This window comes from Tenacibaculum litopenaei (assembly GCF_964514025.1).
GTDB lineage: Bacteria > Bacteroidota > Bacteroidia > Flavobacteriales > Flavobacteriaceae > Polaribacter > Polaribacter litopenaei.
The window spans coordinates 282,407-307,670 of the sequence record NZ_CAZEQT010000002.1; the positions used below are offsets into that span (position 1 = coordinate 282,407).

Sequence of the window (25,264 nt, forward strand, 5' to 3'; positions counted from 1 at the left end):
TCTATTCTTTCATGTAAGAGAATTGTAGACTTGTCGTAACTAGATTTCTCGGCTTATTTCACCATGCCGACCATAGTACGTAGCTTGTCATTGATAAAATCAGCGTTATGTTTTTGAGTTAGGATAGTTCCGTGGGTGGCATCCATAATAAATTGTTGTCCTCGGGTGGAACGTTCTTTTAGCTCCTTTTGCATTTGAAACCATAGTGCAATCTCCTGTTCTGGTTGGATACCCTGATTGCGGTATTTTACTTTTTGTGCCTCCCGATATTGTTCCTTAGCCGTAAAAACGAGTAGTGGTAAAGAGTCTAAATCACGAACTTGGGCAGCTCTTTGGAGTAGCTGTGAATTGAAAGTATTTTCTTGTAAGTATCGGTGGTAAATTTTACCGGAATATTTTCTTAACAGCTGTTCGCGCAGTCCACAAAGTTTAGGGAGTCCATCCTTGCGAGGTGCAGGGGTGGTGATGGCGCTGTAGGCTCCTGAAATTCCCATATCAGCAAGCAATGCAGCAAATTTTAGTAAGGGTACCTGTGCTTTTGGTACCAATTCTTTTTGAGCGAGACGTTTCCATTGTTCGGGATGACTAGCATCAATGTAAATCATACCTTTGACTTCATCGGGAAACAACTCTCTAAAAATACTGATATACGGGCCTCCCATGGAGTGTCCTACCATAATATAAGGGGGCGCTTCACCATTTTTCTTGAGGAGGTCGTGCAGTTGCTGGGCGTAGTCTTCTGGAGTCATGCTTTCGGTACAGGCTTCGCTAAAACCTTTACCTTCTCGGTCATAACGAACCACTCTCATCTGTTGTTTCATTCCCTCAGCGATCCAGTGGAACATATCAGTGTTTCCCCCAGCACCACTCTCTAAAACCAGTGTTGGTAATGTATTGCGAGGACCTTCTGCTCGAATATGGAGGTTAGTGCCTTTTATATCAACTAGTTTTCCAGGTGGAATGGGTGGAGTACTGGCCAAACGATAACACAGGCCTACGATCATGATAAAAAGTATAGTTCCCGAGATTATTTTACCTGTCCACTTGAGGATTTTTACGAGTATTTTCACAGCGATTTGTTTTAGTGGTCTAGGAGTACCAGAACCGATTTTGAAGGATGAAAGGTAGTTAAAAAAACGTTTTTAGCTGTTGTTTTTATTGATAAACAAGTCGTGGGATTTTCTAGTGGATGGGGCGTTTGGGCTACTATAAGGTTCTTGTTTTTTGTTAAAAGTAGGAGGTGTATGTGTTTGATAATTAGTGGTTTTTTTTATCCGCTGTTTGGTTTTTGATCTCATTATTAGTACTTTTAAGCGTCTACAAAACGATCTGACCATTGATTTATCCAATCAATAAAACAATATTATAAATTCTGAGTCAGCAATTGATAGCTCACAGGTATTTTGGAATAGAAATTACAATGGCATTGTATAGCAGGATTAGGATTGCTGTTTTATAAGCATATCAAAGATCAAATAAAGCAAATAAATTAAAATTACTTACAAATCCTGTACTTAGAATTGGTACTACTATTTATTACTTCTCAACGTATTAAAATCTTAAATTATGAAAAATTCAAGATTACTAATTTTTATCTTATTGACGTCAGTTTTGATAGGTGCTATGTTTATCAGCTGTGATAAAAATGAACAAATTCCTAATGAATTAAAGTCTGTCGATTTTTCTTCGAAAGGTTTTGTAGGAACAAAAGTGGCTTACAAAAGTGACAACTCTGTTAAATTAGCAATATCGAATGATGAGCTCATCAATTCTTTTACTGCGTATTCATCTAAATATGATCTTAATAAGAAAGGTAAATCCTTTGATATTTTAGAAATAGAAGGAAAGTATTACATAAGATTTACTAATACAGATGATTCTATATCAACTGTAGCTTTATTAAATGACTCTTCTAAATTTAAAAAAGAAAAGAATAAAATAGGAAATTTTAATTTAATGTACATCGGTGAAACTGTTTGTACAACAGAAGCTTGTGCTGTTTGTTCTGGGTGTATTCCGGATGGGAATTATTGCTCGAATGGTACCTTAGATGCAAGAGATTGTACGAGAACAACTTCTGGGGGATAAAAAATAGGATGAATTAACCATCCTATTTTTCCAGTATCATCAGTTATTCGCAAGACGTGACAAGCATTAAATTTCACGCCTTGCGAGAAGACTTAATTGCGGTCCATATTTGATTTTCCTATGAAAGTAGTGGCTAACCCACCGACAATAGGACCATAAGCAATGATTCCGATACCCTTTGAGTCAAAAAGACCAAAGAGGGATCCCAGTGTGATTACGAGTCCAATAACACTGAGAACTAGACCGCTGTAAAATATATTTTTTCCAATTTTGTGAGCTGCCTGTACTTGGGCAACTCTAAGGAGTTTTCTGTCTATATACGGAACGAGAAAGTCAATTTCTTCCTTTTCAATATCTTCGTTTTCTAGGGTTTTTCTCAGTTTAGAAAATTCTAAACTCCCAGAGGCTACTTTTTCAAAATAAAAGTCAGCGGTTTTTGCGCGATTGTAGGTTTTCATAACAGGTATTATATTGTTTTTAGTGTTTGTGAAGCCATTGAAGTATGAACTTGTTTAAGGCAAGGCGTTTGTCTGAAAATGAGTGGTCAGAGGGTATAATATGATGTTCACTGTGTTGCATGTTCTGTATCCATTGGGTATTGCGGCTGTTTTCATCGATAAACAATAAGGCCGGACGATGTTGTGTGCTTGTCATGCGAGATACATCCCATTGCTGTTTGTGTTGCAGTAGTTCTTTCAGAAAGTCAGTAGGATTGATATTTAACATGAATTGAGCACGCAGATAGTTTTGGAATTCCTGGAGTTCTGCAACAGAATTGTTGTTCTTTAATACCGCTCCAACATTAAATGCCGATATTGCAATGATGCGTTGAACACGGGAATCTTTCATTCCGTGCAGGACAGCGATCCCTCCTCCTAAGCTGTGTCCGATAAGTGTAAAGGCATTTCTTTTAATTCTGAGTTGCTCAGCTATTGTTTGAGAGTTCAGATAATCAAGTACGTTGGCAATGTCTTCCAAGCAGTGTGTATAACGAAACTGACCTTGACTTCCCCATGATCCTCGGTAGTTAAAATAAATGACGTTTTTTCCTCGTTGGCGCAAGAACTCAGCTAAATCCAGATTTTTTTCATTCCCAGGAAGTCCGTGCAGTAATACTACCGTTTCTTTTAAATTCGTTCCCTTGGCAATTAGTGCATTCGCCGCGATGGAGTCACCTTGGATTGAAATGACTAAGTCTTTAGTAAAGGCTTTTTCTGTCGTTTGTGCATGTACCGATAGCACACAAAGAAACAGCAAAGCAGTAAAACTGTAGGTGTTGATCACGGTGCTTTTGCTTGGTAGTAAACGATGTTGAAGCTGATAAAGGATAGCCATTTATAAGGATGTTAGCGATTTTGGGAACCGAAGATAGCTCAAATTAAGCAATGCGCAAATTTAATGCGAGGAGATAAAGGTGTTATTGAATACGACTTCGTTGTACTTTGTTGTGTTTAACAGAGCGGATAAATATGTACAAAGGAGATAGAAACAGAATTTTCATTGCCCTTTTGGTGCCGTTATTTTTTATATTTTTACCCGAATCAGATATCGAGGTACTAACCGAACTCCTCGCATTAAATTAATCGTATAATTAGTATTGTTGTTATTTATGAGATGTATTGCATTTATGTTGCTGAGTATATTTTGGGTCCATCACAGCGTCGCTCAAAAAGAAATAGACTCTTTACAGCGTGTTGTTGAGACAACTTCAGGGAAGCCAGCGAAATTAAAGGTTCTTGATCAACTTACGAGAGCGATGATTCGAGGAAATCACAAAAACTTGATTCCGAGGTTACAGGAATATGTAGCGTTGGCAAAAGAACTAAAGGAATACGACCTGATGGCATCGAAGTCGAGGTTTATTATTCAACAGTACATCATAGTAGGAGAAATCAAAAAAGGGAAGGAGTTGTGCGAAGCCATGCTCGCCTTTAAGCCACATTTTAAAAAGAAAAATTCAGAAGCACACCTATTGCTCAAAAGGGCAGGACTCAAGTCGTCAGAGCTAGATTACCATAATGCTATTGGAGATTTTGATAAGGCTGCCGCCCTGTTTTTAGAGGCCAAAGATTCAATATTTTCAGCCGATGCCTATTTCTTTTCTGGGCAGGCAAGTTCCAATTCTGGTGACTTTATTACGGCCATAGAAAAATACGAAAAGGCGAAAGATCTCTATGAGATTTTAAAAGATTACAATTATATGTTTAGCGTGGCTGGTGAGAGTTTACTGTTGTATCGAAGAATTGGTTTACGCGATATAGCGAATGAAAAAACAAGCGTTGAATTGGAGAAGGCCAAGGCGTTAAAGGCCAATTTTTTTGTGGGATTTTGTTATTTATCTCTGGCAGAAGAGGCCTTGAAAGATCAGCAACTACAGGTGGCTAAGCAATATCTCGATTCTTCAGAAGCCTATAATAAATACAACAAAGACATCACTACGGTGAGTAGTAGAGGAATGCAATATAAGGCGGTATTACTACGGTCGCTATTGGCAGAAAAGAATATGAAAGCTGCTGATAGTGTTTATCGAGAATTATTGGAAGTAGAAAAAAAGATTCGTAACAAGTACTTGTTAAGCAGTGTGAAACCAGATAAGGTAAAGTACTTGCTTGAAAAAAAACGATATAGGGAGGCTTTATCACTACTCGGAGATTACAAAGGGGTTTCATCGAATTCAGGGGTTGAAAATCTCTATGGCATAGAAGTAGAAAAATTATTGGGAGAGATTTATGAAAAGCTAAACAATCCCAATAAGGCCTTAGAACACCAAAAAAACTACAATCAACTAAGAGATTCTGTGAATAAACAGACCTTGTTAAACGCTTTTGCTTTTCACCAAACGAGGTTTGAAACTGCCGAAAAAGAAAAGGAACTAATTAAGAAGGAGGCCGCAATTACCGAGCTTGAAAAGGACAAAGAGCTGGCCAGTAGTAAGAGAAATACACTTGTGGCCATACTATTTTCAGTAATCCTTGTAGCTGTTGGAATCTTTTGGAGGGAACGCAGGAAAAAGAAAGAACTGAAGCGAGCACTTGATCGCAATACCAAAGAACTGACCACCTATACACAGCAGTTACTAGAGCGAAGTAAAGAACAGCAGTCGTTAAAAAATCAGTTAGAAGAACTCAAAGAACAGGTTACGGAAAAAAATATAGTGGATACCGTTCAGGAGCTGTTGAGCTCCAAGATATTGACGAAAGATGATTGGTATGTTTTTAAGGATAAATTTGTAAAAGTGCATCCGAGTTTTTTCGGAAATATTAAGAGTAAAGGTTATAAACTTACCAAGGCAGAAGAACGCCTGGTAGCCCTTGAGAAATTGGGACTTGATAATCAGGAAATCGCCAATATATTAGGGATTTCTGTAGAGAGTATTTTTATTAGCAGATACAGACTTCGTAAAAAAATTAAGGCACCCAAAGAAATAAGCCTCGTCGAATACCTCGATTAAGAAGCTCTTTTTTCTAGAACACAGAAAAAGTCTAAGGTGCCTTCCGAACAGGTGTCGAGTTGATAATCGTCTGAGGTAATCGACTGTATGTGCGTTGGATTCTTTTTTAGTAGGTAGAGTCGGTTGATGCGATTGAGTAGCTCGTAGGGCACTTTTAGCAAAGTGTCAGGAAGTATTCGATGCAATTTGAGTAGGTCGAACTGAAGTATCCTGGTAACAGAAGCCTTGTTGTTAGCGTAGTAGGCATCAGTGATGGCATTCCCTTTAATTCCTTTGATGTCGAACTTGCCAAAAGTACCAGCCAACAAGCTGTTGAGCTCATTTAAGTTGTATTCTCTGTAGTGCCAAGGATTTGAAACAATTGTTTTTGATTTGTTGGGAGTGGTGATATAGGCTTTTCCTCCTGGTTTTAGCACTCGGTGAATTTCGTTTAAGAATAAGCGATCATTGTCGAGGTGCTCAATTACTTGAAATGCAATAATTGAATCAAAACTATTGTCTGGAATCCCCGTAAGTTCAGGAACCCTTTTCTTGATAACGCATGCCTTAGGATGTTTTTGTCGAAGTAGCGATACCGCCTGTGACGATTTGTCGATAAGCGTTAACGAGCTCGTGTTTTCTTTGTATATGTCAATGCCATAGCCTTCACCACAACCTATTTCTAGCGTATTGCCAGCGATCCAGGGTTGTACTATTTCGTAAGCTTTTCTGGTACGGGCATACAGTGGTGTGTCCGAGATAATTTTAGAGGAGGTGACTTCGGTAGAGTATAGCATGGTGAAAATTTAATAAGGCCAATGAACTTGGTGCCACGATTGAAAAGTAGCAGTTACTTGATGATATTCCTTTTTTAGCTGCCCCGATGCTTGAGGTACTAAAGAGGTATATTGTTGTAGCATTTGTTCATACATACCGTGTAATCTTGTGGCGTATTGTACATTGATAATAGGATGCTCAGGATGTACTGCTGTAATCCAAATCAATTCTTCTTTGATATTTCGGATCGCTTGGGTACAAATGTCTTTTCCCTGTGTTAATTTTCCTGCTTTGATATACAGTTTCCCTAAAGCAAAGGCATATTGCTTAAAGGGGACAGTGCTATTCGGAAATACCTGTGAACAATAATCTAGGGTACGTAAAGCCGCTTCGTTTTTACCTTCTTCCAATAGTGCTTGCGCTAGAAAATAATAATTACGCCTCAGTATTTGCTGTGTGTAGTTCAGTTGCTCGAAACCAATAACCGGATGTTCGGAACTCGGAGCTTTATAGTTGGCCTTGTTTACCATCACAGAAAGTGAATTGTCCGTATCTACGAGTTTGGGATTGTATCCGGGAGCTTTGGTTTGAATAGGTGCGAGTAAGGCTACCATTCCGTGTTGAATGGTGTGCGCTTGTAGGCCTACAAAATGTGAAGTAGCTCCGTTGAGTGCAAAGGCAATTGGCATTTTGTGCAGGTTGTTCTGAATGATGTTGAGTATGCTCAAGTCATTGATTGCATAAAACGCTTTACTGTATTTCCAAGTGATGGTTTTTAGGTGTTTGAACTTGTCATATTGGGGTTGATAGCTATCAGAAAATGCAGCGCTGTCAATAGCAATGGAAAAAACATCTGAAGGAAGGTAGTGTTGCTGTTTGCCATTCCAAGAAATCGCAGTGTTAGGACTCGATAAAAAATCAAATAGCGTGGTGAGGTCAACGGCCTTGTTAGTTTCTTTTTGAAGCGGTAATAGGTGTTGTGGACCTTTTTGATAAAGCTGCTTTGGAAGTGTAAAAGCCAGCTTTTTCGCCTTGTTTTGTGTGGATTTTAGTTTCTCTAAGTACCAAGCGAGAGTGAGCTGATCGTAATTGATAACGCGCACATCGGTTCGGTAATTTTCAACCTCTTGTAAATACCACAGCGGAAAAGTCATATTATCACCATTCGTTATCAGGATGCTATTTGCAGGGCAGGAGTCAAGATAGCTTTTTGCAAAGGTTCTAGGAAAATTGATTTCAGTTCTATTGTGATTGTCCCACCCTTTGAGTAATAGCTGTAAAGGAACGACAAGTGCGAACAGCAGGGTGAGTGCTCCTAAACGAATGCTGTGTTTTTTTATGAGTGACAATTGCAAATAACACGGAATAATGGCAAGACCAATCCAAATACAAAAAGGAATAAAGGATCCTATAAAAATATAGTCGCGTTCTCGGATCAGTATACTAGTGGGTGTTGGATTCACATAGAGTGTGATGCCTAAACCAAAAGTAAAAAAGAAGAGTAAGGAACTGTAAAAATGAATCGGGGTTTTACGCAGTGATAGCAATCCTAAAAAACCGATAATTAAAGGAATACCGTAGTAAACATCGTTACTCGGGTCGTTTTTAAAATGTTGAGGCCTTGCCGAAGCATTTCCCAATCGCTGTGCATCTATAAAAGTAATACCACTGCTCCAGTTACCGTAGAGTATCGTCCCATTTCCTTTAAAGCTGTTTTGTTGCCCAATAAAGTTCCAGAATAAATACCGTAGATACAGCCAGTTTACTTGATAGTTGTAGAAAAAACTAAGATTTTCAGAAAAGGTAGGTTTCCGTAAGCTTTCTGTTTTTCCCTGTATGGTATAGCTTACAGGAGTGCCTTTTATCGCAGTCCACGAATTGTATCCGGTTATGTCAGCAGGTTTACGGCTGTACATTCTAGGAAAATAACTAGAAAATTCAGGGGCGTAGTTTTCACGGTTGAAGCTACCATTGTCAACTTCGATGTATTTTTTGGTTGCTACATCGTAAATAACTCGAGGCTTCCCGTGCAGTAGCGGTTGGTTTTTATCGAGCGGAGCATTGAAATAAGCACCTTTGATCAAGGGGACTGCACTGATTCCAAATTGTTCTGCTCTGAGATAACGCAACAAAGCAATACTGTTAGCAGGATTGTTGGAAATGGGGGTTTTTGCAGCTGACCTTAGTATACTACTACCATAAGGACTAATACCTACGTAAAAAAAGAACAAGCAAGTACTAATTAATAAGGTAGTTCGATATTGTTTTTTTAAGCTGTACCAAGAAGTAAAAAGCAGTATAGCAAGCGTGCTGAGGTAGAGTACTACCAACCCGGAATTGACACTCCATGTTTGTTGATTTACCAAGTAGCTGTCAACTTTGATGGCCAAGGTCAGAAATCCTTGAATCAAGAATCCGTAGATAAATACAAACAAGGCAATACCAATAACAAGACTTAGTAGTAAGTTTTTTAGCGAAATAGTTCGTCGTTTTGTAATAAACAGTACCGATAAAGGGATACTTATAGAGATGTTAATAAGGTGTACGCAGGAAGAAAGGCCTATTAAAAACGACATGAGTACCAATAGACGTTGCGCTTTTAACGGATTTTCGGTTTCTGTCCAGATAATGGCCGTATACCATAATACTACCATAAACAAAAAGGATAAGGTATATACTTCTGCTTCGGTTGCGGCTACCCAAAAACTGTGAATAAAGGCCAGTGTTAAACTGGCCACTATGCCACAAGCTTCTGGTAACCATTGGGGGGGATTTGATATTTTTTTAGTGAGCTGTCGATATGCGATTTTACGGCTAATCAGATAAACGACTGCAACTGTTATAGCGCCAAAGAAGGCCGAAATAAGATTACATACAAGAGCAATGGAATTGATAGGGCTTATTGAAATGATAACATTGGCAAGTAACATATACAAAGGAGCTCCTGGCGGATGGGTGACTTGTAGTTTGTAGTTGCTAGCAATAAACTCTGGACTGTCCCAAAAAGTGATTGAATTGGGAGCACAGATCGCATAGACTACAAAGCTAAAAACGAACAAAATCCACGGTATAAAATTCCTGTTTTTCATTGGATTCAAAGATACGGTATTAATCAAGTCAAAATTTGAAATTGGGAGTCGGTTTAGATTAGGTAGTGTGTTAATGTGTTGATAATCAGTGGTTGTTTTGTTTTTGTATAGCCGTTTGTATAGGTGTAAAACAGGAAAAACACCTTTTCTCGAACTAGTTTTGTCGGACACAAGTGAAGCATTCCCGGTTTCTCGTTTGTAAATCGCGCTTAAAGTTGCGCATGAGACGATTCGGAAAGTTCACCGATAAATTTATTACCCATGAAAACCTCTTTAAATAATAGCCTATTTATTTTGCTATTACTGTTGGCCAATGTAGTTGTACAGGCACAACTTTTAAATGAAACTTCCGGGCAGGGGTCTGGAGTCAAATTAACCTCTGGTAACTTTAATACGCTGTATGGAGATAGTACAGGATCTGCTCTGACCACTGCGAGATTTTCAACCTTTTTAGGATTTGCAGCCGGTAAGAATACCACGACTAGTGAAAGTACTTTTATCGGGTACTACGCAGGTCACTTAAATACCACTGGATTTGATAATACATTTATAGGTTTTGAGTCTGGACGTCATACGACAACAGGGGGGGATAATACCTTCATAGGAACTGAATCAGGAGAATACAATACCACAGGATATGATAATACCTTCGTGGGGGAAGAGTCAGGAACTCGAAATACTACTGGATATGAAAATGTGTTTATAGGAGAAGATGCTGGGATGTCAAATACTACCGGTTATAAACAAGTTTTTATTGGAAACGAAGCTGGAATATCGGCAGAGACAGGATATCGAAATACCGCTGTCGGTAGTGAAGCGATGAGTGATGTACGAACAGGACATCACAATACTTCGATCGGAGATTCTTCAGCAATTGATATTGGAGCAGGAAAGTACAATACCATGTTAGGAGCCGCTGCAGGAGTAGCAACGGAACATGCTGATTACAATACCTTTGTAGGGGCACGATCAGGTTGGGATAACAATCGTACCAACTCGATACACAACGCAAACAGAAATACCTATGTAGGGTACCAGTCAGGAGCGGAGAACAGAGAAGGAGAAGACAATGTTGGATTGGGAGCCATGAGTGGTTTTACCCAACAATCAGCAACAGGATGGGGATCGAATAATTTTGACGGTTCGCCAAGTACCCGAAGAAATAGAACGATTTTTATAGGATCGGCAACTGTGGCAGCGAACAACGATGTCGTAATCATGGGATATCATGCCTATAACAGAGGACGCTATTCCGTAGGAATCGGTAATGAAAGTGATTTATTGTCTGCTGATGGAGCCGTGATGATGGGATACAAGTTTCAAGCAAGTGATAATGCAGATTATTCGGTAGGAATCGGACATCAGGCAAACATCAAACAAACAAACTCAGTAGGAATAGGGCCTTCAGTGACTGTAGATAATAGTGAGTCCGTAGCCATAGGAGCCAATACCGTGGTAAAAAATAATCGAGCCATAGTAATTGGTGCAGGAGCACAATCAAATGATGAGATTGATAATTCAGGAGGAGCTCCCGATGCCACGAGTAATATTGCTATCGGTTACGGAGCTACTGTAAGTGGTAATAATTCGGTGGCTATCGGAAATGCTGCAGTAGCGAGTACAGCAAATACGATGGTTTTAGGGGGAGCTACCAATCCGTTAAGTGTGGGGATAGGAACCAATAGTCCAAATACCAAAGCTGCCTTGGAGTTGTCCGGAACTAATAAAGGATTACAATTAAACAGACTAACCACAGCACAGCGTACCACGCTTGCCAGTAGTTTAGTAAGCTCCGATATAGGGATGGTAGTATACGATGCGGAAATCAAACAACTATTTGCTTGGGATGGTAGCGCTTGGAAAGGTTCAAGTGCTAGTAGTGTTGCCCTGCCCGCCGCCGATGGAAAAGCCAATCAGGTTATGGTTACCGATGGAGCAGGAACCATTAGTTGGGTAAATCAAACAGATGCTCAAGATTTGACCTTGTCAGGGAATACTTTAAGTTTGACCAACGATGCAACGAGTATCGATTTGTCAAAATACGCGGATAATACAGATGCTCAAGATTTGACCTTGTCAGGGAATACTTTGAGTTTGACCAACGATGCAACGAGTATCGACTTGTCAAAATACGAGGATAATACCGATAATCAAAATTTGAGTTTGTCAGGGAATACCTTGAGTTTGACCAATGATGCTACCACGGTCAGTTTAACAAAGTACTTGGATAATACAGATAGTCAAGAATTAAAATTAACAACTAATACGTTAAGCATTTCAGGGAACGCGAAGACGATTAATTTGGCAAAGTATTTAGATAATACGGATGCACAAACACTCGGGTTGGCCGGAACGAAGTTGAGCATAGCCAACGGAAATATTATCGATTTGGCAAGTTTGCAAGACGGAACAGGAACCGATAACCAAGATTTAAGATTGACGGAGAATACTTTGAGTTTAACCAACGATGCTACGAGTATTAGTTTAGCTAAATATTTGGACAATACCGATAACCAGGCATTGAGTTTAGCAACAAACACGTTGAGTATTTCAGGGAACACAAAGACTATTGACTTAGCGAAGTATTTGGATAATACGGATAACCAAGATTTGACTTTAAGCGGAAACACTTTGAGTTTGACCAACGATGCCACGAGTATTGATTTATCAAAATATGCGGACAATACCGATAACCAAGATTTGACTTTAAGCGGAAATACTTTGAGTTTGACCAATGACGCTACGAGTATTGATTTATCAAAATACGCGGACAATACCGATAACCAGGCATTGAGTTTAGCAACAAACACCTTGAGCATTTCAGGGAATGCTAAGACTGTTGACTTAGCGAAGTATTTAGACAATACGGATGCACAAACACTTGGGTTCACCGGAACTAAATTGAGCATAGCCAACGGAAACACCATCGATTTGGCAGGTCTCCAAGACGGAACAGGAACCGATAATCAAGATTTGACTTTAAGCGGAAACACTTTGAGTTTGACCAACGATGCTACGAGTATTGATTTATCAAAATATGCGGACAATACAGATAACCAGGAGTTGAGTTTAGCAACAAACACGTTGAGCATCTCAGGAAACGCAAAAACTGTTGACTTAGCGAAGTATCTAGATAATACGGATAACCAAGATTTGACCTTAAGCGGACATACCTTGAGTTTGACCAACGATGCGACGAGTATTGATTTATCAAAATACGCGGACAATACCGATAATCAGGAGTTGAGTTTGGCAACAAACACGTTGAGCATTTCAGGGAACACAAAGACTATTGACTTAGCGAAGTATTTAGATAATACGGATGCACAAACACTTGGGTTCACCGGAACAAAATTGAGTATTGCTAACGGAAACACCATCGATTTGGCAAGTCTCCAAGACGGAACAGGAACCGATAACCAAGACTTGACTTTAAGCGGAAACACTTTGAGTTTGACCAACGATGCGACGAGTATTGATTTATCAAAATACGCGGACAATACCGATAACCAGGAGTTGAGTTTGGCAACAAATACGTTGAGCATTTCAGGGAACACAAAAACTGTTGACTTAGCGAAGTATCTAGATAATACGGATAACCAAGATTTGACTTTAAGCGGAAACACTTTGAGTTTGACCAACGACGCTACGAGTATTGATTTATCAAAATATGCCGACAATACCGATAATCAGGAGTTGAGTTTGGCAACAAATACGTTGAGCATTTCAGGGAATGCTAAGACTGTTGATTTAGCGAAGTATTTAGACAATACGGATGCACAAACACTTGGGTTCACTGGAACAAAATTGAGTATAGCTAATGGAAATACCATCGATTTGGCAAGTCTCCAAGACGGAACAGGAACCGATAACCAAGATTTGACTTTAAGCGGAAACACTTTGAGTTTGACCAACGATGCGACGAGTATTGATTTATCAAAATATGCCGACAATACCGATAACCAGGAGTTGAGTTTAGCAACAAACACGTTGAGCATTTCAGGGAATGCTAAGACTGTTGATTTAGCGAAGTATTTAGACAATACGGATGCACAAACACTTGGGTTCACCGGAACTAAATTGAGCATAGCCAACGGAAACACCATCGATTTGGCAAGTCTCCAAGACGGAACCGGAACCGATAACCAAGACTTGACTTTAAGCGGAAATACCTTGAGTTTGACCAACGATGCGACGAGTATTGATTTATCAAAATACGCGGACAATACCGATAACCAGGCATTGAGTTTAGCAACAAACACGTTGAGCATTTCAGGGAATGCAAAGACTGTTGATTTAGCGAAGTATTTAGATAATACGGATAACCAAGATTTGACTTTAAGCGGAAACACTTTGAGTTTGACCAACGATGCGACAAGTATTGATTTATCAAAATACGCGGACAATACCGATAATCAGGAGTTGAGTTTGGCAACAAACACGTTGAGCATCTCAGGAAACGCAAAGACTGTTGATTTAGCGAAGTATCTAGATAATACGGATAACCAAGATTTGACTTTAAGCGGAAATACTTTGAGTTTGACCAACGACGCTACGAGTATTGATTTATCAAAATATGCCGACAATACCGATAATCAGGAGTTGAGTTTGGCAACAAATACGCTGAGTATTTCAGGGAACGCAAAAACTGTTGATTTAGCGAAGTATTTAGATAATACAGATAATCAAAACCTTACTTCGGCGAGCCTATCGGGTACAGAGTTGACCATCTCGATAGAAAACGGAAAATCGGTATCGGTAAACTTGGCACCTTTGGTAACAAAACTGCAATCAGATTTGACGGCAGCCCAAGACCGAGTAACCAGCTTAGAAACTCAGATGGCTGCTATTTTATCAAGAGTAAAGGCATTAGAGAATTGTGCGTGTAATGGAACCTTGTCTAACGATAACTCCGTAACTACGCGAAAAAGAGAAGCAACGTTGTATCAAAACATACCTAATCCTTTCGGAAGCAATTCGTCTATAAAATATTATTTACCCTATGAAACAGCATCAGCTTATATGATTTTTACTGACTCAGCTGGAAAAGTAGTTTCAAAGATAAAATTAGAAGATAGAGGAGAAGCATCTTTAGATATCAATGCTGATGGATTAGCTTCAGGAATGTATATGTATACCTTAATCATCGGAAACAAGCAAATAGCTACCAAGCGTATGCTAATTAAATAAAAGGGAGAATTAGAAACGAATCACGGGTTTTTTAGAGGCGTAATAAAGGTTGGGGGACTTTTAGTACTGTATTCACCTCAGAAAAATTTTAGTTTTTAATCTTTTGTGAGAGTACCTTTCTGCAGAGAAAGGTACTCTTCTTTTTTGCTGTATACTAACAGTACTTTTGTGATACTTAATGAGTTTAACATTTATTTAATAAAGAGAACGCAAAGAAAAAAGAACAGTTTCGACTAAGGGGGTATCAAAATTCAAAAACACAACTACCCATGAAAAATATCGTTATGTTACTGTTTGTCATTTTAGGCATGACCACGAGTACGGCTCAGATAAAGAAGGCGAGTTTGAGTCCTAGAGTAATGATTAAACAACAAGTAGGGCTGGCAAACATCAGCTTAAACTACGGACAGCCAAATGCCAAAGGGCGCCCTGTTTTCGGAAAATTAATTCCTTTTGGAAAGCTATGGCGAACCGGAGCAAACAGCGCTACTAAAATAACATTTGATCAAGAGGTTTTGATAGACAAACAATTGATTCCTGCAGGTACTTACGCCTTATATACGATACCACAGAAAAAAGAATGGACCATTATTATCCATAAAAATAGCAAACTCTGGGGAACGGCAGGTTATAACAAAACCAACGATTTACTCCGTTTTAAGGTTCCTGCAATGCCACTTAAAGAGTACAGTGAGACGCTTTCCATAAATTTTGAGAATTTTCATGCCAACGGAGGAGATTTGGTAATAAAGTGGGAAAAAACTCAGGTGCGTATTCCTGTATTTGTCGATAGCGATGCACTTGTTTTTAAGCAAATTGAGGAGAAATTGATGCAGAATGCTAAAATCGCGAATGCGCAAACCTATTTTGATGCAGCGATGTTTTACTATGAAAAGAATAAAGACCTACCTAAGGCGCTAAGTTGGTTTGATAAAGCCATAGAATTGCGCCCTCAAGCTTTTTGGTATCGATACTACAGAGCAGAGCTGGCGTTTGTTTTAGGCAATTTTACAGCAGCAAAACAGGATGCTGAACTCAGCTTAAAAGCAGCTAAAGCGAATACCGCAAGTGATTATGGGTATATTGCTAAGTGTAATTTGTTACTTGCGAAGATTGCGGATAAATTGTAATCTACTTTGCTAATGCCCTTGATTTATAGGGCTGTATAGCGAGTGAATAAATTTTGGTAATTATTGTCTTTCATCAGTAAGTTTAGTGCCGTGTAATACGATAGGTTTTGAGAGTATCATTCGCGAAGTACTCTGATCCTTTGGTAGCAATTCGTGAAATTAACGTGATATCCTTACCAATTTTTATGAGGAAAGGGAGGTCTGAGTAAAGCTCGTCAGAATTACCCTCATAGGAACGCAGGCGTTGTCCGAAAGGATCGAGTTCAAAAAGATAAGGAATGGCTGGGCTTCCTAGGTCTTTTTGTATGCTACTCAAAAAAAGGTAACGGTCTTTGTCGATAATAAAATTACTGGCATTGGCAGTATAATGATCTTTGGGCGACAGTTCCCAAACTAGTTTTCCGATACTATCAAACTTCTGTACCCGTATGTTTTGACGCGTTGATGAAAGGTAGCGATCACCAAAGAGTAAGATGTCTCCTTTTTGGGTCTGGGCGATTTGTGCAGGATAAAAATCTTCGTTCAAGGCTCTTTTCCATAACAAAGTACCATTTGCGTGTATTTTGGCGAGAAAAGATTGTGAATTGAACCTGTCGTAGCCTATAATAACAAAGGTAGTTGCTGAGGTCTGAATGAGTTCGTAAATAGTGTTGAAGTCTGGAATTAAAGTTTCTGAAATGCGTTTTCCTTCTGTATCGAAGGTCGTAATTGAAATGCTGGAATTTACAGAGCCGACGGAATCAGAGATAAGTAGAAAACGATGGTTACTTATTGCTCGGATATAACTGTTTCCTGCAGGGTGTTTTTCCGTTGTCAACTCTTTGGTCCAGAGTAGTTTCCAGTTGCTGTCATACTTGCTTAAAAAATCGTGTGATCGTTCTTTACCCATGGTTACCCTAAGGGTATTAACGGTATAATAGTGCGTTTTAGTTTCCAAATAATCAGTCAAACCATGTTCGAACTTAAGCGTTCCTTTCTTTAAAAAATTGCCGTTAGCTGTTAGCGTAATGCGTTTATAGGTATAGTCACTTGAAAGCTGCTCTGGGTCATTATCATAGAAAAAGAGGTTTAGCTGTTCTGCATTGCTTTTTTTTATGTAGTCCATTTGTTCTAGCCCACTAAGGTCAATAGTATCCTGTAGCGTTAACTTAAAATGAGGAGGAAGCGGTTCTTCAGGGGGTGAGCTGTTTAGCCACCAGCCTATAAAAATAAGGCAACAGAAAAGGAAGATACTTACAAGGTGTTTTTTACGCATAGTATTCCAAATAGCAAGCTCCATAGCAACGTTCTTTCGGGTAAAACTACTGATTAAATAGTGTTGTTTCAAATAAATTTTCGAAGAATTTGGTGGGTTTTAATAGTAATTAAGAGCGGAAAGTTACTGTGTTTTTGATGGTTGATTCACGTAATTAGCACCGAGAGACTGTCTAATAATTAGCTGTACTGACTCTCTAAAAAATGGAGTTTTCGGAAGCAGAGGTAAAGGCTTCAAGAAAGTGAATGCCTTTTACAGAGTTGCCTTTGCTGTTTAACCGAGGGCTCCAAGTAGCAATGCTGTACTGATTGGGTAAAATAGCAATGATACCTCCTCCTACACCACTTTTACCAGGCAAACCAACTTTAAAAGCAAACTCTCCTGATTCGTCATAAAACCCACACGTTTGCATGAGCGCATTGATTCTCTTTGTCTGACTTTTGCTAAGGATCGTCTTATGGTTATGAGGAGAAATCCCGTTGTTGGCTAAAAACAAAAACAACTGAGAAAGTTCTTGGCAACTCATTTCAATAGAGCATAAAAGAAAGTAAAAATCTAAAACAGCTTCTGGTTCGTTGTCGATGTTTCCAAATGATTTCATCAGGTTGCACAAAGCAATATTGCGGTACCCAACCGCTTTTTCAGAGGCAGTAATTACTGGAGAATAATCCAAATGGTCGAGGTTGTTGATACCTCGGATAAAGTTTAAGAAATCTTCTTGTGGTTGTGGTAGTTTACTGAGTAGTATATCGGCAACTACGATGGCGCCTGCGTTGATAAAAGGATTTCGGGGAATTCCACGCTCAATCTCAATTTGAATGAGTGAGTTAAAAGCCGTTCCTGAGGGTTCTACACCGATACGAGTCCAAATGGCCTCACCAACTAGGGTATAGGCAAGTGCAAAACTCAATACTTTCGAAATGCTTTGTATGGAGAATTTTTCAGTACTGTCACCAACGCTATACGAGTTTCCCGAAACCTCACAGAGGTGTATTCCAAATTTTTCTGGAGCAACCTCAGCGAGTTGAGGAATGTAATTGGCTACGCTACCTGAATTGCAGTGGGTGTTGCTTTGCGCGTAGAGTTGGTGTACGATGTTTTCAAGGGTAGAACCTGTCATATTGCTTGAATTGAATAAAGTGATATTGGGGCTAAACTACGTGGAATTTTATGCTGAATAAAAACGAGGGAAGAAGAGTGCTTACATTTTTAGCTTAGTTTACGGGTTCCGGTTATGAATTCTAATGCTAGTGCACTCATAAAAGTTAAATGACCTTACATGCTGGTGTCAAAAAGAGTACTACAGGGAGGGGGGTAAATTTTAAGTGTTAAAGAAATGTGAAAGGATTGGTTGGAAAACGCTATATTCGGCTGTGAAACAAATAGAATAATGAATATTAAGAAATTACTAGTAGGATGTTTATTGGTAACGTCCTTCGTGAAAGCACAGGAAAAGTTTGAATTTTTTGATGCGACAAAAGCAACAGAAATTCCCCGAGCAATGAAGAAGAAGTTTAAAAGAAAAGATGCGTTGTACTATTGTAATAATTACCTCCAGGTATATGATAACAAACGGTATTTTTTCGTGAATTCGAGCTTAAAGAAAACAAAAAAATACGATTTTGCAACTAAAATGCTACGAGGAGGATTTTTCCTTACGGGGGAAAGAAAAGAAGGACGTAATGATTACGGAAAGAGGGAAACTCAGCGAGTTTTGTCTTTAAAGGCCTTAAATTTTCAAGGAAAAGAAATCACTACCGAGCTTTCAAAATATCCCAATGCCTACCTAGCAACCAATCAAGTACGAGTTTATGATTTTGAGACTACTGATGAGGGAGATTACATCGTGTTTCAAAATACGATCAACAATCAAATGTGCGATGGGTTGTTGAACGATCAAGGAAAGGTGATCATAGCACCCGATAAAAAAGAAATCATCCAATTGTCAGGGAATTATTTTCTTGTAAAAGAACAAAATGGAAGTACTTCAATTTTTGATGCTCAGTCTAAAACAGCAATCTTAGAAGCGATAGAAGGGGTTGTTGTAAAAAACAAAATATCGTATGCAGCCAACTTTTTGGCTTATGGATCAAAAGTATGGGTTAAAAAAGAAGGCGCAATAGGTTTGTACGACCTGCAAAAGAAAACCTGGGATATTCCAAATGTTTATTTAGATGTAAAACCGTTTTTAGGATGGAAGTCTTTTCCAGGAACCTATAGCAGCCGCAGAGTTGTATATACAGCTTCATATGCCGTGAAAAATAAGGATGGAAAATGGGGCGTAATTAGTGAGCGCAATATGGAGATGGTTCCTTTCGGAGCTGCCGGATTTGAGAAACAAGGTAATGGAGATTTTATCGTGATTGATAAAGAGGGGAAAAAGAATTATTACAGTAAAAAAAGGCAGGGACTAGTATTGCCTAGGAGTTATAAGAATGTCGATAGCTATTCTCCAAATTTTGTGGTGGTAAAAAATGCTGCTAATGAGTTGGCTGTTTTTAATGGAGATAACGGAGAGCCCTATATAGACTTTACTAGTGAGTACGCAAGCTTTACTAATTCGGTAGGTGATTTTGGCTTTGTTTTAAAGTCAAAAGCAAATCACCACAGTGGAGGAGCGTCTCTTTCTGTGTATTCTACTGTCTTAAAGAAGATGATTCTAACGGGGTTGAAAAGAGTAGAGAGCGTATCAAGAGAAGACAATTCCTATTATGCCTACGATTTTGAAGGAAAAATAACCGTATTTAACTTAGAGCAAGGGAAAATCATAATCCCTTTTGTGAAGCCGAAGCAATTTTCAAGTGTTTGGAGGTATGGTAATTATTATCAGCTGCGAAATTTTATGGGAAAGAGTAAGCTTCACCAGTGTTTTAATACAGAGGGAAAAGAAGTGACCATCTCAGAGTGCATGAAAAAATAGCAATCGTGAGCGTATGGAAAAAAGAGTTATAGTGATATAACTCTTTTTTTTTGCTTCGTTTTGGTAATTGAGCTAATCTTTCGCCAAAATGTATACGTTTCATACCAAAATGTTTAGTTCGAACTCGTACTTCAAAAATACCTTTGTACTCAGTTAAAGTTGAAAGGAATTCAGAACAAAATGACATTAAAAGAGTTGAAAAAGCTGGTGAATTCAAGATGGGTACACCAAATCCGAGCCGGAGAACGACATCGCTTTATAGATATATCAGTAATAGAAGTATCAGGACGCTTTTTTGTGAGGCAGTATAAGTTTTCAAAAAGAAGTTGGTACCAAGCATTTTTAGAGTATTCAGAAGGTGCGTTAAAAATAGGAGAAGTGGAGGTTCCGGTGGTAGCTGTGGTTCCTAGTGACCTGTCAACAGTAAATCCGATGATTAATCGTCAGTATTTTAAGAAAATGTGGATTTTTTATCCACTCATGCGATTGACTTATGATCGTGCAAAACACGAAGCATCGACCCTTGAGTTAATCCCAAAATTCAGCTTGGAATAGCTTGTTTAGATGTTGTTTGTATGGTAAGGGTAAAAAGGAGAAATATTATAAAACGAGTATTGATGGGTATTGGATTAACTTGTGTATTGCTACTAGGAGCCGTGCTTGTTTTTTTGAAAACGAGTCCTCAGTTTGGAGGAAAAATATCAAAAAATGACGTGAGGATATTTGAAATGTCTAAAAATTTTAAAGCCGGGAAGTTTGTCAATGAGTCTCCTACCAAAGCTACTCCGTCTTTAAAAGATGCGTATAGAATTTTAAAATTGTTAAGTCAAAAGCAGGAAAATACGGTTCCTACTAAAGAGATCTCCGTGAATAAATTGTCGGACGAGAGTTTTGCAAAACGCGAGAAGGTGACGAGATTTACTTGGACAGGACATTCGAGTTTTTTATTGCAAATGGCGGAGAAAAACATCTTGCTGGATCCCATGTTTAGCGAGGTGCCAGCTCCTCATCCGTGGTTAGGAACAAAAAGGTTTTCATCTGAACTTCCCATAGAAGTAGCTAACTTACCGTACATAGATGCCGTTATTTATTCACATGACCATTACGATCATTTGGATTACGAAACCGTGCAAACTCTTAAAAATCGCGTTGGCAAGTTTTACGTACCGCTGGGGGTAGGAAAGCACTTACGAGCTTGGGGAGTGGCCAAAGCAGCCATAGTAGAGTTAGATTGGTGGCAAGAGGCGGTTTTAGGAACGATAACCTTGGTGGCTACACCGGCAAGGCATTTCTCGGGTCGCAGTGTCGATGATACCAATACCACTTTGTGGGCTTCTTGGGTACTTTTTACAGAACAGGAACGCATTTTTTTTAGTGGCGACAGTGGATATGATTCACATTTTAAGCGTATCGGAGCAGCCTATGGACCGTTTGATTTAGCCCTGATAGAGTGCGGTCAATACAATGATGATCTCCCAGATTTCCCTATTCATATGTATCCCGAGCAAACTGTGCAGGCGAGTTTAGATGTACGCGCAAAATACCTAATGCCTATTCATTGGGCCGCGTTTAAATTAAATCAGCATCCGTGGAAAGAGCCCATACTTCGTCTGGAAAAGAGCGCAGCTAAGGATTCTTTGAGGCTCGTTACTCCTGAAATAGGGGCGATGGTGTCAATGGATGCCTTGGATTCCCATCGAACGCACTGGTGGGAAGTATATGAATAAATCGTATCTTTAAGAAACTCAATAATAAGAAATGCCAAAGATCCACTTTCAACATATTGAAGCAATGCATGAGTATTATCAGTTAGCGGCACCTGAACATCCGTTGTTTAGTATTATGCACACGGTTGCAGATTCGGCCGAAACAGTAAACTGTGATACACACGAGTATACAGAACCTATTGAAATGAGCTGTGATTTTTATGCAATTAGTCTAAAACGAATCCTATCGGGTGAGCTGACCTACGGCCGAACAAAATACGATTGTACAAAAGGAACCTTACTTTTTACAGCGCCCAATCAGGTATTGACCTTCAGAGAAATGGTGTTGAGTGAAGAGAGCTATCACATAGCATTTCACAAAGACTATATTCGGAACTGTGCGATTTATGACAAGATCAGAAGTTGTAGCTTTTTTGATTATCACGTAAATGAGGCTTTGCACTTAGCTCCACGTGAAGAACAAATTATCAAGGACATTTTTAAAAACATGACCTTGGAGTATCAGAATAATCAAGATGAGTTTAGCAAGGAAATATTATTGAGGCAACTCGAAACCCTATTAACTTATGCCGATCGTTTTTACAAACGTCAGTTTTTGAATAGAACAGTGGTAAACAAAGAGGTGATTTCTCGATTTAGAGAGGTCTTAACAGCGTATTTTGATCGAGGGTTGTTTGCTGAAGAAGGAATTCCTAGTGTTGAATGGATGGCCAGAGAATTAAAGTTAAGTCATCGGTATATGAGTGATACAATTAAAGCCGAAACAGGAAAAACAGCAGTAGATCAAATTAATTTATTCTTAGTAGAAGAAGCAAAGAACCTGTTGCTCAATCCGAAGTTGTCTATAGCCGAAACTGCTTATCAATTGGGGTTTGAGTACCCGCAGTATTTTACGAGAATTTTTAAGAAAAAGGTAGGGGTAAGCCCCAGCCAATACATCAAAACTTTTAGAGAAAACTAGTCCTCTATATCCGTTTGTACCTGCTGCAAGGTTTTCAATTCTAAGTATACTAAGCCGCCTATGATGAGCGCTTCTAGTAGGAGGTAGCTCCAGCCGATTAGGGTGAGCTCATATCGATGGTAGCCCGCGAGAATAAAGGAGCAGATACAGTACAGACAATTGATAATGGGGATCACCAATAATCCTGTTTTTAGTAGTTTTTTTTCAGTTCGATAAAAATACACATCCAGTCCTAATAGGAGTAAGGGCCAAGGGAGAAGTAGCGTGTTCATGGCATTCGGTATTCCTGTAATAGCAGTGATTTCCGGAAGTAAAAAAGCGGTCAGCGAAAAGGATAATAATGCGCCTATACCGTCGAGGATAAAGAGTTTTTTGGGACGGCTTTTTATGTAGTGAATAAGGTTGTTAATCATGAGGTTACGCAAAATGATTCCACAGAATTGGATATTTTTGAGGGAGTTCTTCTTCTTCCCATTCTTCTCCTAGTACCTCGGTGTTTTCTGGATATCCCAAAGGCAGTTTATCCTGCGTTTTTGCTTCAAAAACTTCCATGGCAATGTACTGTAAGCCTTCCCAGTCTCCATCATTAGTTTCCATGAGCTGTACTAGTGAATCGATGTTCTTTACAGCGTCTTCATAATATCGCTGTCCTTGGCCTATCAGCCAACTGCGAAAATCGATAAAAGTATCATCTGAGCAGCCTCCATTTATAATGTAGGCAGCTGCCCAAAAATCCCAGTGGCAGCATTCTCCTCTCAATTTTCTGAATTGATTGTCAAAAGCAATAATGGCTTGTGGATTTAGCTTTCTTAAGGCTTTTTTTAGGTGAAGCTGTTGCAAGTCGTAATTGTGCTCACTCACCGTTTTTGAGGTTTCAATGAGCTGCCAAAATTGCGTTAAGTCCATAAGTTCTTCACTGTTGTACACAGGTGCTGTTTTCTTTTTCCTTCTAAAAAAAATCATAGGTTTTACTGAGTAAGATATTGCTGCAATTGTTTTTCAAATTTTTCGCTGTCTTTAAAGGCACATAAATTGCCATCAGGGTCATAAAACTTGGCCACCGTTCCCCATGCATGCTCTTGGTAGTCCACATCAATACCTTGGGCGCTGAGTTTGTCAGCAAGTAATTTGACCTCGGGAACATTCATTCGCAAGCAAGTTTTAATACGACTGTTAACAGCGGCAGTATTTAAGGCGTCATCATCGAGTTCTACCATGAGATAAGCATCGCCAAAAGCAAAACACGTCAAGGAGTCTGTGGTAAACATGATGTCGAGTTGTAATTTATTTTGATAAAAATCTACACAAGCTTCATAGTTAATGGTGTACAATATAATACCGGTTCTGTCTAATCTCATAGTCGTTCCTTTTAAGGATTGTCAAGGTACGGAAATAGGAGTAATAGAAGGAGGAATAGCAAAAAAAAAGCCATCCTAAAAGTAATGGATGGCTTTGTAAATTAGTCTTTTTTAAGTTTTTTTTCAATGTTGGCAATGCGCGCAACAAGTGATGTAAGCAGTTTGTTTTGTCTTTTTAACGCTTCAATTTCACGTTGTTGTCGTTCATTTTGCTTTCGTTGAGCGCTCAATTGTTGTTCTTGTGCTATGGTATACAAGGTGAGTTCTTCAATTTTTTGTAACAATTTAGCATCCATCTGTGCCAAGAAGAAACCATTTTCTCCAACTTCTTTAGCACTTGGAATATTTTTTAAGTGTCCTTTCTCTTTGATATGCAAGGCTACTTCCTCGAGTTTTGGGAGTTCGTAGTTTTTGCTGAAAACGAAGTCAGGCCAATTGGCTTGCTTGGCTACCTTTACTTCGAGTGCGGCAATTTTTCCATTGACCCCTAATTTGTAACCATGAGTCTGCTCGGTTCCTATTCCTATATTTCCATGAACAAAAAACGAAGCTTGGTTGTTGGTACTTCCGACGTATACATTTTTACGCGAGCTGTAGTTGAGGTAGAGGTGATCGAGGGCTGAGGAGCTCGATGACTTTCCGTATAGATTACGCACGCGCAACGAAGCGTTACCATCAGCTCCGATGTTGACATTTCCGGCAATGGTTAATTTTTCTGTTGGGGAGCTAGTTCCCAATCCGAGCTTTCCATCTGCTGTCAGTAACATTTTGCGGTTTCCGTTGTTATCCCAAGCAAATAAAGGACGAATCTGTGCAGTACTTCCATCAATGCGCGAATCAAAAGTCATAATAGGTACGGTTCCTGAATCATTTCCCGAGCCGATACGACCACTGATATAAAGGGCTTCACGGTTGTCAGAAATATGTTTACCAATGAGGTTGGGAATAAACTGATTATTGGCTCCTGTGGCATTTTTAATCGAAAATGAATCTCCACTAGCGTCTTCTAATTCCAAGTGAAGCGGTGTTTCAAAGGTAGTTTTAGAGGTACGGATGTCTAAGGTGGCTTGCGGATTGTCTGTATTAATACCCAATAAACCCTGGTGATTAAAAGTGAGTTGCCCCAATCCAGTTTTCATATACAAACCGTAATATCCGGCTAATTGAACGGCCTGAAAGGTAGTTCCGGGGAGTACTTTGCTACTTCTTCCCAATCCGTACCAAGGACTGTCATTTACGGTATGCGCACTTGTTGATACCGGATAAGAAGTCTGTGCTTGGAGTTGACCACCCAAAGCCATGGCCGCTATAGCAGCAATTTTTAACGAACGTTTCATAA

The 25,264-nt window shown here is 39.2% G+C and carries 19 protein-coding genes; 8 read left to right on the top strand and 11 right to left on the bottom strand.

What is annotated here, in order from left to right; all coding sequences use genetic code 11:
• Positions 1–53: 53 nt before the first annotated feature.
• A complete protein-coding gene (locus ACKTS5_RS04075; protein WP_408042565.1) occupies positions 54–1,070 on the bottom strand; it encodes an alpha/beta fold hydrolase in 1,017 nt (338 codons plus the stop codon).
• A 496-nt stretch (positions 1,071–1,566) separates the two neighbouring features.
• Here ACKTS5_RS04075 and ACKTS5_RS04080 point away from each other — a divergent pair, with 496 nt between their 5' ends.
• A complete protein-coding gene (locus ACKTS5_RS04080; RefSeq protein ID WP_408042566.1) occupies positions 1,567–2,088 on the top strand; it encodes a hypothetical protein in 522 nt (173 codons plus the stop codon).
• A gap of 92 nt (positions 2,089–2,180) precedes the next feature.
• Here ACKTS5_RS04080 and ACKTS5_RS04085 read toward each other — a convergent pair whose 3' ends face one another.
• Together ACKTS5_RS04085 and ACKTS5_RS04090 are read right to left on the bottom strand one after the other, a co-directional pair.
• The gene (locus ACKTS5_RS04085; RefSeq protein WP_408042567.1) at positions 2,181–2,546 is read right to left on the bottom strand and encodes a hypothetical protein; all 366 of its coding nucleotides are present in this window, start codon (positions 2,544–2,546) and stop codon (positions 2,181–2,183) included.
• A 19-nt stretch (positions 2,547–2,565) separates the two neighbouring features.
• Positions 2,566–3,423 carry an alpha/beta hydrolase family protein gene (locus ACKTS5_RS04090; RefSeq protein ID WP_408042568.1) on the bottom strand — a complete coding sequence of 286 codons (858 nt, stop codon included), beginning with the start codon at positions 3,421–3,423 and terminating at the stop codon, positions 2,566–2,568.
• Between the two features lie 274 nt (positions 3,424–3,697).
• Here ACKTS5_RS04090 and ACKTS5_RS04095 point away from each other — a divergent pair, with 274 nt between their 5' ends.
• Positions 3,698–5,539 carry a tetratricopeptide repeat protein gene (locus ACKTS5_RS04095; protein ID WP_408042569.1) on the top strand — a complete coding sequence of 614 codons (1,842 nt, stop codon included), beginning with the start codon at positions 3,698–3,700 and terminating at the stop codon, positions 5,537–5,539.
• Here ACKTS5_RS04095 and ACKTS5_RS04100 read toward each other — a convergent pair.
• Both ACKTS5_RS04100 and ACKTS5_RS04105 read right to left on the bottom strand, forming a co-directional pair.
• Complete coding sequence (locus ACKTS5_RS04100) at positions 5,536–6,315, bottom strand: class I SAM-dependent methyltransferase (RefSeq protein ID WP_408042570.1); 780 nt, start codon at positions 6,313–6,315, stop codon at positions 5,536–5,538. The two genes, ACKTS5_RS04095 and ACKTS5_RS04100, sit on opposite strands and share 4 nt — an antisense overlap.
• 9 nt (positions 6,316–6,324) lie before the next feature.
• On the bottom strand, positions 6,325–9,384 hold the full coding sequence (locus ACKTS5_RS04105) for a protein O-mannosyl-transferase family (protein WP_408042571.1): 3,060 nt from the start codon (positions 9,382–9,384) through the stop codon (positions 6,325–6,327).
• A gap of 261 nt (positions 9,385–9,645) precedes the next feature.
• On the opposite strand from ACKTS5_RS04105, the gene ACKTS5_RS04110 reads away from it, so the two are divergent.
• Together ACKTS5_RS04110 and ACKTS5_RS04115 are read left to right on the top strand one after the other, a co-directional pair.
• Positions 9,646–14,574, top strand: coding sequence for a T9SS type A sorting domain-containing protein (locus ACKTS5_RS04110; RefSeq protein ID WP_408042572.1), 4,929 nt, complete (start codon positions 9,646–9,648; stop codon positions 14,572–14,574).
• Positions 14,575–14,843: 269 nt separating this feature from the next.
• A complete protein-coding gene (locus ACKTS5_RS04115) occupies positions 14,844–15,704 on the top strand; it encodes a DUF2911 domain-containing protein (RefSeq protein WP_408042573.1) in 861 nt (286 codons plus the stop codon).
• Positions 15,705–15,786: 82 nt separating this feature from the next.
• On the opposite strand, the gene ACKTS5_RS04120 is transcribed toward ACKTS5_RS04115, so the two are convergent.
• Both ACKTS5_RS04120 and ACKTS5_RS04125 read right to left on the bottom strand, forming a co-directional pair.
• Positions 15,787–16,983 (bottom strand): hypothetical protein, encoded by a 1,197-nt coding sequence (locus ACKTS5_RS04120; RefSeq protein ID WP_408042574.1) that lies wholly within the window; start codon positions 16,981–16,983, stop codon positions 15,787–15,789.
• A 172-nt stretch (positions 16,984–17,155) separates the two neighbouring features.
• Positions 17,156–18,079 (bottom strand): glutaminase, encoded by a 924-nt coding sequence (locus ACKTS5_RS04125; protein WP_408042575.1) that lies wholly within the window; start codon positions 18,077–18,079, stop codon positions 17,156–17,158.
• A gap of 270 nt (positions 18,080–18,349) precedes the next feature.
• On the opposite strand from ACKTS5_RS04125, the gene ACKTS5_RS04130 reads away from it, so the two are divergent.
• The 4 genes from ACKTS5_RS04130 to ACKTS5_RS04145 all read left to right on the top strand — a co-directional run bounded on the left by ACKTS5_RS04130 (position 18,350) and on the right by ACKTS5_RS04145 (position 22,567).
• A complete protein-coding gene (locus ACKTS5_RS04130; RefSeq protein ID WP_408042576.1) occupies positions 18,350–19,879 on the top strand; it encodes a hypothetical protein in 1,530 nt (509 codons plus the stop codon).
• Positions 19,880–20,059: 180 nt separating this feature from the next.
• Entirely contained in the window at positions 20,060–20,434 is a 375-nt protein-coding gene (locus tag ACKTS5_RS04135) for a hypothetical protein (RefSeq protein ID WP_408042577.1), read from the top strand.
• A gap of 62 nt (positions 20,435–20,496) precedes the next feature.
• Positions 20,497–21,606, top strand: coding sequence for an MBL fold metallo-hydrolase (locus tag ACKTS5_RS04140; RefSeq protein ID WP_408042578.1), 1,110 nt, complete (start codon positions 20,497–20,499; stop codon positions 21,604–21,606).
• Positions 21,607–21,637: 31 nt separating this feature from the next.
• A complete protein-coding gene (locus ACKTS5_RS04145) occupies positions 21,638–22,567 on the top strand; it encodes a helix-turn-helix domain-containing protein (protein ID WP_408042579.1) in 930 nt (309 codons plus the stop codon).
• Here ACKTS5_RS04145 and ACKTS5_RS04150 read toward each other — a convergent pair.
• The 4 genes from ACKTS5_RS04150 to ACKTS5_RS04165 all read right to left on the bottom strand — a co-directional run bounded on the left by ACKTS5_RS04150 (position 22,564) and on the right by ACKTS5_RS04165 (position 25,262).
• On the bottom strand, positions 22,564–22,980 hold the full coding sequence (locus ACKTS5_RS04150; RefSeq protein WP_408042580.1) for a hypothetical protein: 417 nt from the start codon (positions 22,978–22,980) through the stop codon (positions 22,564–22,566). The two genes, ACKTS5_RS04145 and ACKTS5_RS04150, sit on opposite strands and share 4 nt — an antisense overlap.
• Positions 22,981–22,984: 4 nt before the next feature.
• A complete protein-coding gene (locus tag ACKTS5_RS04155) occupies positions 22,985–23,530 on the bottom strand; it encodes a DUF4240 domain-containing protein (RefSeq protein ID WP_408042581.1) in 546 nt (181 codons plus the stop codon).
• 5 nt (positions 23,531–23,535) lie between these two features.
• Positions 23,536–23,925, bottom strand: a complete 390-nt coding sequence (locus tag ACKTS5_RS04160; protein WP_408042582.1) for a VOC family protein — start codon at positions 23,923–23,925, stop codon at positions 23,536–23,538.
• A 101-nt stretch (positions 23,926–24,026) separates the two neighbouring features.
• Positions 24,027–25,262: a hypothetical protein gene (locus tag ACKTS5_RS04165; RefSeq protein ID WP_408042583.1), complete on the bottom strand. Its 1,236-nt coding sequence runs from the start codon at positions 25,260–25,262 to the stop codon at positions 24,027–24,029.
• Positions 25,263–25,264 lie beyond the last annotated feature (2 nt).

Bases quoted from the DNA above. Each gene is read 5' to 3' on its own strand.
- ACKTS5_RS04120 (WP_408042574.1), bottom strand. From the start codon at position 16,983: ATGGAGCTTGCTATTTGGAATACTATGCGTAAAAAACACCTTGTAAGT.
- ACKTS5_RS04100 (WP_408042570.1), bottom strand. From the start codon at position 6,315: ATGCTATACTCTACCGAAGTCACCTCCTCTAAAATTATCTCGGACACA.
- ACKTS5_RS04145 (WP_408042579.1), top strand. From the start codon at position 21,638: ATGCCAAAGATCCACTTTCAACATATTGAAGCAATGCATGAGTATTAT.
- ACKTS5_RS04115 (WP_408042573.1), top strand. From the start codon at position 14,844: ATGAAAAATATCGTTATGTTACTGTTTGTCATTTTAGGCATGACCACG.
- ACKTS5_RS04150 (WP_408042580.1), bottom strand. From the start codon at position 22,980: ATGATTAACAACCTTATTCACTACATAAAAAGCCGTCCCAAAAAACTC.
- ACKTS5_RS04140 (WP_408042578.1), top strand. From the start codon at position 20,497: ATGGGTATTGGATTAACTTGTGTATTGCTACTAGGAGCCGTGCTTGTT.
- ACKTS5_RS04085 (WP_408042567.1), bottom strand. From the start codon at position 2,546: ATGAAAACCTACAATCGCGCAAAAACCGCTGACTTTTATTTTGAAAAA.
- ACKTS5_RS04135 (WP_408042577.1), top strand. From the start codon at position 20,060: ATGACATTAAAAGAGTTGAAAAAGCTGGTGAATTCAAGATGGGTACAC.
- ACKTS5_RS04090 (WP_408042568.1), bottom strand. From the start codon at position 3,423: ATGGCTATCCTTTATCAGCTTCAACATCGTTTACTACCAAGCAAAAGC.
- ACKTS5_RS04095 (WP_408042569.1), top strand. From the start codon at position 3,698: ATGAGATGTATTGCATTTATGTTGCTGAGTATATTTTGGGTCCATCAC.
- ACKTS5_RS04130 (WP_408042576.1), top strand. From the start codon at position 18,350: ATGAATATTAAGAAATTACTAGTAGGATGTTTATTGGTAACGTCCTTC.
- ACKTS5_RS04160 (WP_408042582.1), bottom strand. From the start codon at position 23,925: ATGAGATTAGACAGAACCGGTATTATATTGTACACCATTAACTATGAA.
- ACKTS5_RS04125 (WP_408042575.1), bottom strand. From the start codon at position 18,079: ATGACAGGTTCTACCCTTGAAAACATCGTACACCAACTCTACGCGCAA.
- ACKTS5_RS04155 (WP_408042581.1), bottom strand. From the start codon at position 23,530: ATGATTTTTTTTAGAAGGAAAAAGAAAACAGCACCTGTGTACAACAGT.
- ACKTS5_RS04110 (WP_408042572.1), top strand. From the start codon at position 9,646: ATGAAAACCTCTTTAAATAATAGCCTATTTATTTTGCTATTACTGTTG.
- ACKTS5_RS04105 (WP_408042571.1), bottom strand. From the start codon at position 9,384: ATGAAAAACAGGAATTTTATACCGTGGATTTTGTTCGTTTTTAGCTTT.
- ACKTS5_RS04080 (WP_408042566.1), top strand. From the start codon at position 1,567: ATGAAAAATTCAAGATTACTAATTTTTATCTTATTGACGTCAGTTTTG.
- ACKTS5_RS04165 (WP_408042583.1), bottom strand. From the start codon at position 25,262: ATGAAACGTTCGTTAAAAATTGCTGCTATAGCGGCCATGGCTTTGGGT.